Annotated in this window: 15 protein-coding genes; 7 read left to right on the top strand and 8 right to left on the bottom strand. The window is 66.7% G+C overall.

The annotated features are described in order from the left end of the window. The first annotated feature begins 198 nt into the window (after positions 1-198). Positions 199-573: a hypothetical protein gene (locus tag JQ639_RS18625; RefSeq protein WP_211970464.1), complete on the top strand. Its 375-nt coding sequence runs from the start codon at positions 199-201 to the stop codon at positions 571-573. A 46-nt stretch (positions 574-619) separates the two neighbouring features. Further along, positions 620-1,651: a DUF1775 domain-containing protein gene (locus JQ639_RS18620; protein ID WP_211970463.1), complete on the top strand. Its 1,032-nt coding sequence runs from the start codon at positions 620-622 to the stop codon at positions 1,649-1,651. A 63-nt stretch (positions 1,652-1,714) separates the two neighbouring features. Here JQ639_RS18620 and JQ639_RS18615 read toward each other — a convergent pair whose 3' ends face one another. From JQ639_RS18615 to JQ639_RS18605, 3 genes are all read right to left on the bottom strand, one after another. After that, positions 1,715-2,530, bottom strand: coding sequence for a lytic murein transglycosylase (locus JQ639_RS18615; protein ID WP_211970462.1), 816 nt, complete (start codon positions 2,528-2,530; stop codon positions 1,715-1,717). Positions 2,531-2,685: 155 nt separating this feature from the next. After that, entirely contained in the window at positions 2,686-3,522 is an 837-nt protein-coding gene (locus JQ639_RS18610) for a patatin-like phospholipase family protein (protein WP_211970461.1), read from the bottom strand. Between the two features lie 77 nt (positions 3,523-3,599). Continuing rightward, positions 3,600-4,535, bottom strand: coding sequence for a DUF2189 domain-containing protein (locus JQ639_RS18605; RefSeq protein ID WP_211970460.1), 936 nt, complete (start codon positions 4,533-4,535; stop codon positions 3,600-3,602). 517 nt (positions 4,536-5,052) lie between these two features. On the opposite strand from JQ639_RS18605, the gene JQ639_RS18600 reads away from it, so the two are divergent. The 4 genes from JQ639_RS18600 to JQ639_RS18585 all read left to right on the top strand — a co-directional run bounded on the left by JQ639_RS18600 (position 5,053) and on the right by JQ639_RS18585 (position 7,861). After that, positions 5,053-5,451, top strand: coding sequence for a DUF3597 domain-containing protein (locus JQ639_RS18600; protein ID WP_211970459.1), 399 nt, complete (start codon positions 5,053-5,055; stop codon positions 5,449-5,451). A 60-nt stretch (positions 5,452-5,511) separates the two neighbouring features. Then, positions 5,512-6,435: a molybdate ABC transporter substrate-binding protein gene (locus JQ639_RS18595; protein WP_349644695.1), complete on the top strand. Its 924-nt coding sequence runs from the start codon at positions 5,512-5,514 to the stop codon at positions 6,433-6,435. Positions 6,436-6,479: 44 nt separating this feature from the next. Then, entirely contained in the window at positions 6,480-7,268 is a 789-nt protein-coding gene (locus tag JQ639_RS18590; protein WP_211970457.1) for a fumarylacetoacetate hydrolase family protein, read from the top strand. Positions 7,269-7,336: 68 nt separating this feature from the next. Further along, a complete protein-coding gene (locus JQ639_RS18585; RefSeq protein WP_211970456.1) occupies positions 7,337-7,861 on the top strand; it encodes a hypothetical protein in 525 nt (174 codons plus the stop codon). 22 nt (positions 7,862-7,883) lie between these two features. Here JQ639_RS18585 and JQ639_RS18580 read toward each other — a convergent pair whose 3' ends face one another. The 3 genes from JQ639_RS18580 to JQ639_RS18570 all read right to left on the bottom strand — a co-directional run bounded on the left by JQ639_RS18580 (position 7,884) and on the right by JQ639_RS18570 (position 8,936). Further along, positions 7,884-8,177 (bottom strand): DUF2218 domain-containing protein, encoded by a 294-nt coding sequence (locus JQ639_RS18580; RefSeq protein WP_211970455.1) that lies wholly within the window; start codon positions 8,175-8,177, stop codon positions 7,884-7,886. A 167-nt stretch (positions 8,178-8,344) separates the two neighbouring features. Beyond that, entirely contained in the window at positions 8,345-8,644 is a 300-nt protein-coding gene (locus JQ639_RS18575; protein WP_211970454.1) for a GNAT family N-acetyltransferase, read from the bottom strand. A gap of 19 nt (positions 8,645-8,663) precedes the next feature. Next, positions 8,664-8,936 (bottom strand): GNAT family N-acetyltransferase, encoded by a 273-nt coding sequence (locus JQ639_RS18570; RefSeq protein ID WP_211970453.1) that lies wholly within the window; start codon positions 8,934-8,936, stop codon positions 8,664-8,666. A 197-nt stretch (positions 8,937-9,133) separates the two neighbouring features. Here JQ639_RS18570 and JQ639_RS18565 point away from each other — a divergent pair, with 197 nt between their 5' ends. After that, the gene (locus JQ639_RS18565) at positions 9,134-9,517 is read left to right on the top strand and encodes an SPW repeat protein (RefSeq protein WP_211970452.1); all 384 of its coding nucleotides are present in this window, start codon (positions 9,134-9,136) and stop codon (positions 9,515-9,517) included. Positions 9,518-9,548: 31 nt separating this feature from the next. On the opposite strand, the gene JQ639_RS18560 is transcribed toward JQ639_RS18565, so the two are convergent. Then, positions 9,549-10,856, bottom strand: a complete 1,308-nt coding sequence (locus JQ639_RS18560; RefSeq protein ID WP_211970451.1) for a hypothetical protein — start codon at positions 10,854-10,856, stop codon at positions 9,549-9,551. A gap of 59 nt (positions 10,857-10,915) precedes the next feature. Next, complete coding sequence (uvrA, locus tag JQ639_RS18555) at positions 10,916-13,912, bottom strand: excinuclease ABC subunit UvrA (protein WP_211970450.1); 2,997 nt, start codon at positions 13,910-13,912, stop codon at positions 10,916-10,918. Between the last annotated feature and the right edge of the window lie 520 nt (positions 13,913-14,432).

Genomic DNA, 14,432 nt, shown 5'->3' with positions numbered 1-14,432 from the left:
AAATATCGGCAGCTTAGAACCATGATTTTTCGCATGGAACGATGAAGTAGTGATTTTTAATTCTCTTTTTGATCCGGAGTGAATGGATCTTCCATGGCGGTCGTCGTCCCGGGGCTGGCGAGGGCGGCGCGCCGGCCACGCGGTCGATGGACGGCGCGGCCGGCCCGTGGCATAGCCAAGGCCATGCTGAGGCACGCCATGTCGCGACGTCTGCCGGTTTTCGCCCTGATCTACGCCCTGGCGCTGCAGGGGATTGCCGCGGGCTGGTTCGGCGCGGGTCACGGCATGCCGGGTCTTCAGGGGGCCCTGGGCGAGTTCGGGGTGCTCTGCCGCCAGATCGCACGGGCCGCCGAGCGTCCCGATGGCCTCGGCCCCACGTCGCCGGCACATGATCACGACTGCGCACAGGCCTGTCTGACGGCGGTCGGCGGGGGTGTGCTGGCCGAGGCAGCCGGCCCGGCACCGCGCCGCATGGCGATCGCCGGTGCGCCATCGCCGAACGCCAGTCCTTTTGCTCACCTTCCTGCCGTCGCCGCGGCATTTGCCGCACGCGCGCCTCCGCTCGCGGTCTGATCCGCCGTCGTCACGTCATTCAGATCATATCGCAGAGGACCATCCCATGACCGATCTTTCGCGCGGCTGCTTTCGGCCGCTTCTCGGCCTGTCCGGCGCGGCGCTGGCGCTCGCCGTCTCGCACACTGCCGCCTTCGCCCATGTCACGCTGGCGACGTCGCAGGCGCAGCCCAACAGCTACTACAAGGCCGTGCTGCAGGTGCCTCACGGCTGCGGCAGCGAGGCGACACAGACGCTGCGGGTGCAGATTCCCGACGGCGTCTATGGAGTGAAGCCGATGCCCAAGGCCGGCTGGACGCTCGCCACCACGCGCGGCGAGTACGCCAAGCCCTACCAGAGCCACGGCGAGACGATGAAGGAAGGCGTCAAGGAGATCGTCTGGTCCGGCGGCAGCCTGTCCAGCGACAACTACGACGAGTTCGTGTTCGTCAGCTTCCTCAGTGGCGATCTCAAGCCGGGCCAGGCGATCTACTTCCCGACGGTGCAGCAGTGCGCCAAGGGCGAGGCGCGCTGGGTCGACGTGCCCGCGGACCAGCAGTCGCCGCATGATCTCAAGACGCCCGCGCCGCAACTGCGCATCGTCGCCGATACCACGACGGCCCAGGCGCAGATGGACCACAGCGGTCATGCCGGCATGGACATGTCGACGCCCGCGACCACCGGCAACGACATCTACAAGGCCGGCGATCTCACCATCACGGCGCCGTGGACACGCGCCACGCCCGGCGGCGCCAAGATCGGGGGCGGCTATCTCAAGATCACCAACAACGGCAAGTCGGTGGACCGCTTCGTGGGCGGCAGCGCGCCGTTCGCGGGCCGTGTCGAGATTCACGAAATGTCGATGACCGATGGCGTGATGAAGATGCGGCCGCTGCCGAACGGCCTCGAGATCAAGCCCGGCGAGACGGTCGAGCTCAAGCCCGGCGGCTTCCATGTGATGTTCATGGACCTCAAGCAGCCGTTCAAGCAGGGCGACAGCCTGAAGACGACGCTGGAGTTCGAGAAGGCCGGCAAGGTCGACGTCAACTTCAGCGTCAACGGTGTCGGCGCGGGCGCCGGTCAGCAACACCAGCACTGAGTCGAGGCTGTGCCGTGGCCCGGTCGGTCCGGGCCACGGCACAATCCGCCTCGGATGAATCGATCAGGGCGCCTCGAGTTGCGTGGCGAAATAGCCGACCGTCCTGGCGTAGACCGTGCTCTTATTCCACTGCTGGATCACGGCGAAGTTGTCGGTGCCCGGATCCCAGGGCTGGCCGCGCTTCCAGCCATAGCTCGATAGATAGTTTGCGGTCGACGCCAGCACGTCGGGGGTGCTGTGAATCAGGTCACGGCGACCGTTGTCGTCGAAGTCGACGGCGTATTTTATCCATGACGACGGCATGAACTGGGTCTGGCCGATCTCGCCGGCCCAGGCGCCGCGCATTTCAGCGGGCGCGAGGTCGCCGCGGTCGACGATGCGCAAGGCATCCATCAGTTCGCCCCTGAACATCTCGGCGCGCCGGCAGTCATAGGCCAGCGTCGCGATCGCGCGGATGGTCTGGAATTTTCCGGTGTTGACGCCGAAGTCGGTCTCCAGTCCCCAGATCGCCACCAGCACCGAGCCCGGCACGCCGTAGCGCTGCTCGATGCGCGACAGCACCGAGCCGTACTGCTTCATCAGGTTGCGCCCGCGCGTCAGCCGCGGCGGCACCATGCGGCCGGAAAACTCCTCGAAGCTCTGCTGGAAAACCTTCTGGCCACGGTCGCGCGACAGGACGCTCTGGTCCGGCGTCACGCCGCCGAGGCCGGAATCGAGCGCATGCTGGGAGATGCCTTGCGCGGCGGCATCGCGTCTGAAGTCCGTGAGCCAGGTATCGAAATTGCCGGTGCCGCAGGCGGCAGCGGCATGGGCCGCCGACAGCGGGGCGAGCAGCAACGAAGCGAGCAGGGCGGCGGACAGCGGCGATCGAACGGTCATTGCGATCCTTCATGGCGACACGCCCGGGAGCCGGTGCGACTCACGGACCACAGCGCATTGCACTTCAAATCATCAGGTTCCGGCAAATCATCATGCCCTGGATCGTGAAAATTTTGATGGCAAGCGCGGCCAAAACAAGGCGCGGCTGGCTCGGCTCATGGCTTGTGCGCGTGAAGAAAGGCCTCGCCGTCCCTGCAGCCGAGTTCGAAGGCACGGCGAATGCCGTCCGGGTCGGTAATGTCGAACTGACTGACCGCGATCTTTTCCGAAGGCTGGACGTAGAGGCGGTTGGCGACCGACGGCAGTGTCCGGTAGCGGCGGGTCAGCAGCACCAGCGTGCGGCCGCCGGCGGCCTCGATCTCCTGCAGCGGCTCGACCGGGACGTTGTCGACGAGGCCGCCGTCGAAGGCGGGACGATCGCCGACCGTCGTGACCGGCATGAATGGCGGCACGCCGCCGCTCGCGATCAGCGCGTCGCGCATCTGCTGCGGGTCGCTGAGATGGCGCGCGGCGACGAACTCGCTGCGAAAGCCCAGTGCCCGGCCGAAACGCGGATGCACGGGATGAAACAGATGCTTTTCGATCTGGTAGGCGCCGATCCCGACCGCCGCGCCGACGGCCGGCGACAGGCCGCGCGGCAGGCGCGCCACCGCGATGCGGAAGTCGGTCAGGGCGTTGATGCGGGCGAGCGCGGCGGCATCCACGGTCTCGGCCAGCAGGGTCTGATACATCGGTCCGACCGGGCACAGCGGCTCGCCGCGGCGCCAGGCGGCCATATCGAAATTCCGCAGATGAGGCCCGCAGGCGCCGATCACGCCGCTACGGACCTGCGGGCCGATGCCGAGCAGGCTGTAGGTCGCCGCGAAGGCGCCGGCGCTGGCGCCGACCACGAGGCGAGGCTTGAGGCCGAGGCCGTCAGCGACAGTCTCATAGAAGCCGCCTTGCCAGTAACACCGGTTGCCGCCACCGGCGAATGTGATCGCATCGAACATGAAGCCGCGCTGGTTGTGGGTCCAACGCGGCTTCCTTGCCAAACCGGAGCGCAGCGATCAACCCGCGGCGCGCGTCTTCACGACGGATCCTTCTCCTGGCTCGATGGATCCCTTTCCCGGGTCCATGGCAGCAGGTTGGCCGGAAAATCAGCGGCGTAGCGCCGGCCCTGGCGTGGCGGCTGGGTTGGTTCGCGGTAGGGATTGGGATCAGGCTCCAGGACCTTGCGGTAGAGATGCCAGGTGGCGTGGCCGAGCACCGGCACGACGACCGCAAGGCCAAGGAACGCGGGGATCGAGCCGATTACCAGCAGCACTGCGACGATCAGGCCCCAGATCGCGATCGGCACGGGGTTCGCGGCCGCGACCCGCAACGAGGTCAGGATGGCGTCCGTGGCGGACGAGTGGCGGTCCAGCATCAGGGGGAAGGAGACCACGCTGACGCACAGGGCGGCCAATGCGAACAGGAAGCCGACGCCGCAGCCGACCACGATCAGCGTCCAACCCTGCGGAGTGGTGAGGATGCGCGAGACGAAGTCGGGGATGCCGGCGGCGGGGGCGTAGCCGAAGGTCGCGACATAGATCGCCTGCGCAGTCGCCACCCATACGACGAAAAGCGTCAACAGCAGCGTGCCGAGGCCGAGCATCGCGCCGAACGAGGGCGAGCGCAGCACCGCCAGTGCCTGCGAAGCGGAGACATCTTCATCGTTCTCGCGGCGGCGGCTCAGTTCGTAGAGGCCGACGGCGGCAAACGGACCGAGCAGTGCGAAGCCGGCGGCGAGCGGAAACAGCAGCGGCAGCACCGAGTAGCCGAGTACCAGGCGGGCGATGACGAGGCCAAGCACCGGATAGATCAGGCACAGCATCACCGCGTGGCTCGGTACAGCCTTGAAGTCGTCCCAGCCGTGTTGCAGGACGTCACCGAGATCCGAGACGCTGATCTTGCGGACGACCGGCGCCGCCGCTGCGCCCCCTGTCACCTGTGCAGGCGCATGGCCTGGATACGGAATGCCCATGAGCGTTCTCCCTTGGTGCGCGAGGGGCGGGCACATGCCCGCCGCGCGCGTGCCGGCTTTCGCCGGAGCGATCACGATCAAGCCGATGCCGGCGGATCAGCTTCGCGGACCAAAGGCAACAACACCAAGTGCAACGAGAAAAGCTCTGCCGGGCAGGACTTGTCGCAACCTGTCGCAACAGACTAACGCCGGTGGAACCAAAAGGTTCTCACGGTTCGGTGATTTTGTTTATGTGCACGCGCAGCATGATGCGTGCGAAGCGGTCGCCGCGGATGTCTTCCAACGGCGCTGTGCCGGCGTCACAGGACTGTAACATCTGCCTGTGATTGCGCGGTTTTCGGTCATTGCAACAGCCGCGCGACAGCGGCCGCCAGGAACTTCGCCGGTGCGTAGTTTCGCACATTGGCAAGTCATTGGGGCGCGTCTAGAGTTGCCGCCGTCGGACGCGATGCTCGCCGAAAGCGGCCTCTCGTGTCCGATCGAGCGATCCGGTTCAAAGTGATTTGGGAGCGACATCATGAGCATCTTTGGAAAGATTATGGGCGCCATTTTCGGCACCAAGGCCGAAGCCGCGCCGGCGGCCCCGGGCGCCGCGCCGACCGATGCGGCGCCGGCCACGGCTCCGGCAGCAGGCGGTGGCGCTGCCGCGCCCGCACAGACGGTGGATGTTGCCGCCATTCTCGACAAGGCGGTCGCCGCGCAGAAGGAAAAGCTGGAGTGGCGCACGTCGATCGTCGATCTCATGAAGGCACTCAATCTCGACTCCAGCCTCGCCGCGCGCAAGGAGCTCGCCAAGGAGCTGCACTACGACGGCGACACCAACGACTCGGCCAAGATGAATATCTGGCTGCACAAGCAGGTCATCACCAAGCTCGCCGAGAACGGCGGCAAGGTGCCGGATGATCTGAAAACCTGAACCGCTCGCTCTTCCATCAAATACCGATTGCAGGGGCCCGCACGCGGGCCCTTGTGCGTTGTGGTGCATGCGCCGTGGGGCGTGGCGCATGCGCGCCTTGCCCGCACGATCTCGCTGCGGCGCCGTGGGCTGGTGGCTGGCGCGCTTTGGTGCTCAACTGCGGTCGTGGGCGATGCAAACGGGCGATGGATGGCGGGGCAGATGATGAGAGGGCGATGGGCTGTGGCCATGGCGCTATGGTTCGCGATGGCCTGCCTGCTGTCGCCCGCGCAGGGCGCGTCGTTGAAAATCCTCACCGCCGGGGCGTTCAGGCAGGTGCTGGTGGTCGGCGAACCGCAGCTCGCCGCCGCGGCCGGCGCATCGGTCGAGATCGCAGCCGATACTGTCGGCGGACTGATCCGGCGCGTGTCTGCCGGTGAGCCTTTCGATGTGCTGATCGCCTCGCCCGAGGCGCTGGAGGCCCTCCGGTCGAGCGGCGCGATCGCCGGGCAGATTGTCGATCTCGCGCGGGTCGGTGTCGGCGTCGGCGTCAGGGACGGCGCCGAGCGGCCGGCGCTGGACAGCGTCGCGGATTTTCGCGAGGCGCTGCTCAAGGCGCGGGCGGTGGCCTACGTCGACCCGGCCGCCGGCGGCACCAGCGGGGTCTATCTGTCGATCCTGTTCGACCAACTCGGCATCGGGCCGCAGATGCGGGCGAAGGCGGTGCTGGTCAGGGGCGGCAACGCTGCGGACCGGGTCGTCAGCGGCGAAGCCGATCTTGCCTTGCAGCAGATCAGCGAGATCCTGCCCGTCAAAGGCGTCGTGCTTGCGGGCCCTTTGCCGGCCGAGATCCAGCGCTACACGACCTATTCCGTGGTGGTCGCGCGGACGGCCGCGCAGCTCACGGCGGCGCAGGCGGCGATCACCTGGCTGCGCGGCGCGGAGGCCGCAGACATCATCCGTGCCCGCGGCATGGAGCCGGTGCCGCCGGCGACGACGCGATGAAACCATCCGACAACATGCGATCGAACGCAGGGAGAAGATTCATTATGATACCCGACCGCAGGACTGTTCTCGCCGCGGGTGCGGCGACGCTGGCGGGCGTTGCCGCACCTGCCGCATCCGCCGTCGCCGAGAGCGGCGCGAGGCCTTTGTTCGATCTTGCGGCGGTGACAATTCCGGTTGCCGGCGAGAACGCGGTCTTTCCGGTGCGGCGCATCTATTGCATCGGCCGCAACTACGCCGCGCACGCCATTGAGCGCGGCTCCGATCCCAATCGTGAACCGCCGTTCTTCTTCCAGAAGCCGACCGACGCGATCCAGAACGTGCAGGTCGGCGTCGTGGCGGATCATCCTTATCCATCGCTGACCACGAACTATCATCATGAAGTGGAGCTCGTGGCGGCGTTGAAATCCGGCGGCAGCAACATTCCGGTCGAGCGCGCACTCGATCACGTCTATGGCTATGCGCTCGGCCTCGACATGACACGCCGCGATCTGCAGAACGCCATGGCGGCCGAGAAGAAGCCGTGGGAGATCGGCAAGAGCTTCGACCATGCCGCCGTGCTTGGGCCGCTTCATCCGGCGGTCCGCACCGGGCACTTCACCAAGGGGGCGATCTCGCTCGCCGTCAACGGCACGGTGCGGCAGAGCTCGGACCTTACGAAGATGATCTGGAGCGTCGCGGAGCAGATCGCCAAGCTGTCGGAGGCGTTCGAGCTCAAGGCCGGCGACATCATCTATTCCGGAACGCCGGAAAACGTCGGTCCGGTGGTCAAGGGCGATGTGCTGCTGTGCAGGCTCGACGGCCTGCCGGACGTGTCGATCCGGATTGTCTGAGCCGAGCGGATTCGAACGCACCGGCAGGCCACTGCGACCAACACGGGTTGCTGGGCCGGAGCGTTCGAATGCTGCGAAAGATGGCGATGGTTGCCGTGGTTGCGCTTCCCGGGCTGGTGCTCGGAGGCGCGGCAGTGCGCTCGTTGTCATCGCCGTCGGCCATCGGCTGGCCGGTCACGCTGCCGGACGATGCGGCGCTGATTACCAACTGGCGTGCCCATCGCAGCACGTTCGCGCAACTCGTCGCGATGCTGCAGCAGGACGAACGATTGCAACGGCTCGGCGAAACATGGATCGAGCCGGCCGATCCGGTGAATGCCGGGCTGACGCCTGAACGTCTCGCTGTCTATCGCAGATTGATGCGGGACGCTGGCCTTGTCGGGGTGGCGCGCCATGGCGCGCGGTTCGAGTTCACCGCATTCGCGAGCGGCCTTGCGGTCAGCGGCGCGGCCAAGGGCTACACCTTCGGCGCGCTTCCGCTCCCTGCCGACGAAATGTCGGGCGATCTCGACACGGATGGAGCGGGACCGCGCCGCATGTTGCTGTACCGCAAGTTCGCACCGGGCTGGTGGCTGTGTCTGGAGCGCTCCTGACCCGGTGCGGCAGGGCAGCTGCTTACTGGGCCCGCGTCCAGCGGATATCGCCGAGGTCCTCGCGGAACGAGAAACGCTTGAGGTGTTCGACCACGACGCCTTCCATCCGGTCCAGCGTGGCCGAGTCCGCGGCCTCGATGCGCATGGTCAGCGTGTCGTCGGTTGCCTCGAGCAGGGCGGTGCGGTCGTCGGCGAACGGGATGCGACCCTTTTCCGGCGTGAACTCGACGGCGAACTTGTGGCTCCAGTGCTTGCAGAGTTGCTGGAGGTAGCGGCTGGCGGAGGCGGTGGCGACCCGCGCTTCGGTTGACAACATGCTCGATGTCCTTTGGCTGCGCAGCGCCGGTTCGGCGCGCGACGGGAAATGGCCTCGCCTAGGTGGGGGCTTTCCGTGCTCACCGCAAGCGCGGGCAGGAGCGGCAGCGACCGGTTTGGAGGCATTCCAGTCGGATCGGCCTGTCGGAGGCCGCGGGGCCGTCCCCTTTATGCCTCGAGCGCACGCCACTCCGGGTGGCGGCGCAGATAGTCGACCACGAAGCTACAGCCCGCGACCACCTTCTGGTTCCGCGCCGCGATGAGGTGCAGCGCGCCCTCGACGAGCTGCGAGGCGACGCCGTGGCCGCGCAGCGCCGGCGGCGTTTCGGTATGGGTGATGACGACGGCGTCACCGGCGATCCGGTAGTTGGCGAAGGCGACGGCGTTGCCGGCGTCCATCTCGAAACGCCGCAAGGCGGCATTGTCGCGGACGGCGCCGGAGGGCGGGCGGGAGGCGTTGTCGGTCATGGCGGCGTGGATGATGTGGTCAGGCCAGCAGATCGGATTCGTCCGGATGTTTCTCGATATAGGCCCGCACGAACGGGCATTGCGGCACCACCTTGAGACCATCCCGGCGCACCTGGTCGAGCGCGCCCTTCACCAGGCGCGAGCCGACGCCCTTGCCGCCGAGCTCCTTGGCCACTTCGGTATGGGTGAACGTGATCACGCCCGGCGCCAGTGTGTAATACGTGGCGGCCAGGTACCCCTCGACCGTGAGCTCGAAGCGGTGTTTTTCGGTATTGTTGACGACGTCGCTCATGCGGTCTCCTGCGGTTCGGACGACATCAAACCACGGGCGCCGACGTCTTGCAAAGCCGCGCCGGCCGCCTATGTCCTTAACTGGACATACGTGTGCGGTTCTGGCCGGCCCAGCGACATCGGCAACCGTTCGCAAGTCTCGATCCGCTGGGGCTGTTCGTTCCGACGTATGCCGCTTCCGAAAAGGAGGAGGCAAACATGCTGAACTCGCGTCTCTTCGGACCCCATCGCGCCTGGGAGGACTGGCTCGGCATGCTAGCCGGCCTCCTGATCGCGCTGTCGCCCTGGTTCGCAGGCCAGACCGACCTGCGCATCGCCGTCGCCAATGCCTTTGTCGTCGGCGTCCTTGTGTTCTTCCTCGCACAGCTCGAATACGTCGTTCTGCAGCGCTGGGAGGAGGTGGCGGAAGCCGGCCTCGGCATCTGGCTGATCGTGTCGCCTTACATGTTCGGCTATGCCGGCGAGGGTGTTTTGCGGTACTGGCACTCGAGCCTCGGCGGCGTCGTGATCCTGCTGGCGGCGCTCAAGCTGTGGCAGGACTGGGAGCTCAGCGACGACGAGCTCGCACGGCACGGGCAGTAGCCACCAGCCGGGCAATCGTGGTGAGGCCGATCTAGTCTGTGCGGTCGCGACGCGACCGCGCCACCGACAGGTCGTCGGGATGCGGTGCCGCCGCTGCCGATGCCGGCAGCGGGTTCAGGGCCTCGAACATCGCCTTCTGGCGCATCTTGAGATCGCAGAACGTCTGGAGCTTGCCGGTCGGATCGGGCACCGTTGCCGGATTGCCGGTGAGGAATTCCGAGAGCGTCGCCTGCTCCTGCTTCATCCGCCCGCCGATGTGGCGGAAGCCCGCATGGGCAGGATCGGTCTCGTCGGCCTTGCGGCCGGTTTCGGCGGCGTGGCAGCCATTGCAGGTCAGCATCGCGAAATTGTGCCGCAGCACATTGTTGGCGATGGCCATCGCCGGCCAGCGGAAGGCGGGATCGGGAATATCGGCGTTGCCGCCGAGAAAGCCGCCGGGAAGATCGTGGCCGCGGTTGTCGTTGACGAAGGCGGATAGCGCGTCAGGCGCGGCGGTCAGGCTGAGATGCGGCGTGTTGCTGACGGGCGCATTGACCAGCAGGCCGCTGTCGGGAGCGCGATGGTATTCCCGAAGCTGCCAGGGCTGCGACAGGCCGTCATTGGTGCGCAGCCGCACGGTGGCGGGGGCAGCCCGTCCGTCGAAGGCGTCGGTGATCGCCTGCAGCGCGGCGTTGTAAGCCTCGCCGTGGGGCAGCCGCCCGAGGCCATGCCAGCGCTCGGCCCAGGCCTTGACCTGGTCGCGATCGGTGGCGGGCAGGGCGTATTCGAAGATCAGCGTGAACGGCAGCGGTGGCGCCCTGTCGGGATCGGCGACCTCAGCGAGATCGAGCGCTGTGAACACCAGGCGGGCCTCGCCGGCATTGGCGATCGCGCCGTCGCGACTGACGATACCAAGGTCCGGGCGATAGACGATCGCCAGCAGGCGGAAGGGGGCGTGGGCAAGATCGGGAGTCCAGCTCGCGAACGATGTCGCGCCATCCATCGCCATCCAAGGTGCCACCAAGCGGGCATGGACTGCTGCGCGTGCCGGCAGCGCAAAGCCGTTGACGACGCCGGCGCTGTCCCAGGTCGCCAGCCAGGCCTTGACCGCGGCGCCGGCTTGTCGGCCCGCGGCAAGGCGCGTGATCAGGGTGCCGAACGACCAGGCGCCGGTGGAGCCGGACGCCCGGGCGTCGTTGACCACCGACAGATCGGTGATCATCAGCTCGCGGCCGATGTCGATGTCCGGCGGCGTCTTGAAGCCGCAGTCCTCGGCACGGGCCGGCAACAGCGCGGCCATCGCCAGCACGGTGGCGACGAAGAGCCGGATTGACTGGCGGCGATGAAGGGAGCGAACCATCTCCGATCAAACAGCCCCGGGTCCGGAAAATTCCCGCCGTGGTGACCGCGGGGGGAGGATTACTCCGCGGCCTCGCCGGCAAGATCGTCGCTCGCCTTGGTGGCCGCCTTGCGGCGCCGCGGCTTGTTGGCTTTGGCCAGCACCGGCGCCAGGAACTTGCCGGTGTAGCTGCGCGGCGCCTTGACGATGTCCTCTGGCGGTCCCCAGGCGACGATCTCGCCGCCGCCGTCGCCGCCCTCGGGGCCGAGGTCGATGACCCAGTCCGCGGTCTTGATGACCTCGAGGTTGTGCTCGATCACCACCACCGTGTTGCCTTGGCTGACCAGCTCGTGCAGCACCTCCAGCAGCTTGGCGACGTCGTGGAAGTGCAGGCCGGTGGTCGGCTCGTCGAGGATGTAGAGCGTGCGGCCGGTGGCGCGCTTCGACAGCTCCTTGGCGAGCTTGACGCGTTGCGCCTCGCCGCCGGACAGCGTCGTCGCCTGCTGGCCGACATGGATGTAGTCGAGGCCGACGCGATGCAGCGTCTTGAAGGTCTCGCGCACCCGCGGTACCGCCTTGAAGAACTCGGCGGCTTCCTCGACCGTCATGTCGAGCACGTCGGCGATCGACTTGCCCTTGAACAGCACCTCGAGGGTTTCGCGGTTGTAGCGCTTGCCCTTGCAGGTGTCGCAGGTGACGTAGACGTCGGGGAGGAAGTGCATCTCGATCTTGATGACGCCGTCGCCCTGGCAGGCCTCGCAGCGGCCGCCCTTGACGTTGAACGAGAAGCGGCCGGGCTCGTAGCCGCGCGCCTTGGCTTCCGGCAGGCCGGCGAACCACTCGCGGATCGGCGTGAACGCGCCGGTGTAGGTCGCGGGGTTGGAGCGTGGCGTGCGGCCGATCGGCGACTGGTCGATCTCGATGATCTTGTCGATGTGCTCGAGACCCTCGATGCGATCGTGCGGCGCCGGGCCCTCGCTCGCGTTGTTGAGCTTGCGCGCGATCGCCTTGTAGAGGGTGTCGATCAGCAGCGTCGACTTGCCGCCGCCGGACACGCCGGTGACGCAGGTGAACAGCCCCAGCGGAATTTCCGCCGAGACGTTCTTGAGGTTGTTGCCCGACGCATTGATCACCTTGATGGTGCGGCGGTGGTTGGGTGGCCGCCGTTCGGGAACCTCGACCGCCATCTCGCCGGTGAGGTACTTGCCGGTCAGCGACTTCGGGTTGCTCATCACCTCGGCGGGCGTGCCCTTGGCGACGATCTGGCCGCCATGGATGCCGGCGCCGGGACCGACGTCGACGACATAGTCGGCGAGGCGGATGGCGTCCTCGTCATGCTCGACCACGATGACGGTGTTGCCGAGGTCGCGCAGCCGCTTGAGCGTATCGAGCAGGCGGGCGTTGTCGCGCTGGTGCAGGCCGATCGACGGCTCGTCCAGCACGTAGAGCACGCCGGTGAGGCCCGAGCCGATCTGCGAGGCGAGGCGGATGCGCTGGCTCTCGCCGCCGGACAGCGTGCCTGACGAGCGTGACAGCGTCAGGTAGTTGAGGCCGACGTCGATCAGGAACGACAGCCGCTCGCGGATCTCCTTGAGAACGCGCACCGCGATCTCGTTCTGCTGGGTGTTGAGCAGCGACGGCACGTTCTCGAACCACTCGCCGGCCTTCTTCACCGAGAGCTCGGAGATTTCGCCGATGTGCTTGCCGCCAATCTTGACGCACAGCGCCTCGGGCTTCAGCCGGTAGCCGTGGCAGCCCTTGCAGGGGATGTCGCTGAAGTACTTGCCGAGCTCCTCGCGCGCCCACTCGCTCTCGGTCTCGCGGAAGCGGCGCTCGATATTGGTGACCACGCCCTCGAACGGCTTCTTGGTCTCGTAGGAGCGCACGCCGTCCTCGTAGGCGAACTTGATCTCATCGTCGCCGGAGCCAAAGAGAATGGCGTTCTGGGTTTTTTTCGGCAGGTCCTTCCACTTGGTGTCGAGGGTGAATTTGTAGAACTTGCCGAGCGCCTGCAGGGTCTGCACGTAATAGGGCGACGACGACTTCGCCCATGGTGCGATGGCGCCCTTGCGCAGCGTCGCGTCCTTGTCGGGAATGACAAGGTCGGCGTCGATGTGCTGCTCGACGCCGAGGCCGCCGCACTCAGGACAGGCGCCATAGGGGTTGTTGAAGGAGAACAGCCGCGGCTCGACCTCGGGGATGGTGAAGCCGGACACCGGGCAGGCGAATTTTTCCGAGAACAGCAGCCGCTCGGGGCCGCTCTTGTCATGGATCTTGGCGGTCTTCTTGTCGGACTTCTTCTCGGGTTCCGCCGGCGCGTCCGCGAATTCCACCACGGCGAGGCCTTCGGCGAGCTTCAGCGCGGTCTCGAACGATTCCGCGAGGCGCTGGGCGATGTCGGGGCGCACCACGATGCGGTCGACGACGACATCGATGTCGTGGGGAAACTTCTTGTCGAGCGCCGGCGCCTCGGCGAGCTCATGGAACGCGCCGTCGATCTTGACCCGCTGAAAGCCCTTCTTGAGGTATTCGGCGAGCTCCTTGCGGTACTCGCCCTTGCGGCCACGCACCACCGGCGCCAGCAGATAGAGGCGGGTGCCCTCGGGCAGCGCCAGCACGCGGTCGACCATCTGCGACACGGTCTGGCTCTCGATCGGCAGGCCGGTCGCCGGCGAATAGGGCACGCCGACACGCGCCCACAACAGGCGCATGTAGTCATAGATCTCGGTGACGGTGCCGACGGTCGAGCGCGGGTTCTTCGAGGTCGTCTTCTGCTCGATGGAGATGGCCGGGGACAGGCCGTCGATCTGGTCGACGTCCGGCTTTTGCATCATTTCCAGGAACTGGCGGGCGTAGGCCGACAGCGACTCGACATAGCGGCGCTGGCCCTCGGCGTAGATGGTGTCGAATGCCAGCGACGACTTGCCGGAGCCGGAGAGGCCCGTGAGCACCACCAGCTTGTCGCGCGGGATTTCCAGATTGACGTTCTTGAGATTGTGCTCGCGCGCGCCGCGGACACTGATCACGCGGCTGTTGGCGCCATTCTGTTTGCGGCTGGCCTTGAGAACTTCATCCATGAAAGCATTCCCAGCGCGTCGGCCGCGCGGTTGTCGGGTTGTTGGTTGTCGCAGCGCCTGCGAGCCAGGACGGCACCTTTGCCTCCGGCGGTCCGCGCGACGCCGCGTCGCTCGTTACGTGTCCGTCGGTCAAGCACGATCTGCCGGAAAGCTCGGGGGCTTTCCGTTATCGTACACCGGGGGCAGAGCGCCGGAAGGCCGGGGACTCAGAACGACCGATTTGTCCACGGAACATATCAGGAACGGTGCTGGGCTTCCAGTCCCAGCGCGGGGCGAACGGCCCGGACCGGCGAAAACCGATACGGCTGATCGCCATGTGGGCGTGGATCGGCCGCCCGGCAAGGGTGCCATGGTGCAATCGCTGCGCCTCAAAAAGCGAAAAGCCCGGCTTGCGCCGGGCTTTTGCTGGAACCTGAAATCAGGTTCCGGATCGTTCTGAGTACTTAGTCTCAGTACTTGGCGACGACCGGGCCACCCCAGTTGAAGCGGTAGTTGATACCGGCCTTCACGGTGTGGACGT

This window comes from Bradyrhizobium sp. U87765 SZCCT0048 (genome assembly GCF_018131225.1).
GTDB lineage: Bacteria > Pseudomonadota > Alphaproteobacteria > Rhizobiales > Xanthobacteraceae > Bradyrhizobium_A.
The sequence above is the reverse complement of the archived record's forward strand: the minus strand, read 5'-3'. Positions and strand labels throughout refer to the sequence as shown.

Bases quoted from the DNA above. Each gene is read 5' to 3' on its own strand.
- JQ639_RS18575 (WP_211970454.1), bottom strand. From the start codon at position 8,644: ATGACCGACAACGCCTCCCGCCCGCCCTCCGGCGCCGTCCGCGACAAT.
- JQ639_RS18605 (WP_211970460.1), bottom strand. From the start codon at position 4,535: ATGGGCATTCCGTATCCAGGCCATGCGCCTGCACAGGTGACAGGGGGC.
- JQ639_RS18625 (WP_211970464.1), top strand. From the start codon at position 199: ATGTCGCGACGTCTGCCGGTTTTCGCCCTGATCTACGCCCTGGCGCTG.
- uvrA (WP_211970450.1), bottom strand. From the start codon at position 13,912: ATGGATGAAGTTCTCAAGGCCAGCCGCAAACAGAATGGCGCCAACAGC.
- JQ639_RS18570 (WP_211970453.1), bottom strand. From the start codon at position 8,936: ATGAGCGACGTCGTCAACAATACCGAAAAACACCGCTTCGAGCTCACG.
- JQ639_RS18580 (WP_211970455.1), bottom strand. From the start codon at position 8,177: ATGTTGTCAACCGAAGCGCGGGTCGCCACCGCCTCCGCCAGCCGCTAC.
- JQ639_RS18585 (WP_211970456.1), top strand. From the start codon at position 7,337: ATGCTGCGAAAGATGGCGATGGTTGCCGTGGTTGCGCTTCCCGGGCTG.
- JQ639_RS18600 (WP_211970459.1), top strand. From the start codon at position 5,053: ATGAGCATCTTTGGAAAGATTATGGGCGCCATTTTCGGCACCAAGGCC.
- JQ639_RS18620 (WP_211970463.1), top strand. From the start codon at position 620: ATGACCGATCTTTCGCGCGGCTGCTTTCGGCCGCTTCTCGGCCTGTCC.
- JQ639_RS18560 (WP_211970451.1), bottom strand. From the start codon at position 10,856: ATGGTTCGCTCCCTTCATCGCCGCCAGTCAATCCGGCTCTTCGTCGCC.
- JQ639_RS18615 (WP_211970462.1), bottom strand. From the start codon at position 2,530: ATGACCGTTCGATCGCCGCTGTCCGCCGCCCTGCTCGCTTCGTTGCTG.
- JQ639_RS18610 (WP_211970461.1), bottom strand. From the start codon at position 3,522: ATGTTCGATGCGATCACATTCGCCGGTGGCGGCAACCGGTGTTACTGG.
- JQ639_RS18565 (WP_211970452.1), top strand. From the start codon at position 9,134: ATGCTGAACTCGCGTCTCTTCGGACCCCATCGCGCCTGGGAGGACTGG.
- JQ639_RS18590 (WP_211970457.1), top strand. From the start codon at position 6,480: ATGATACCCGACCGCAGGACTGTTCTCGCCGCGGGTGCGGCGACGCTG.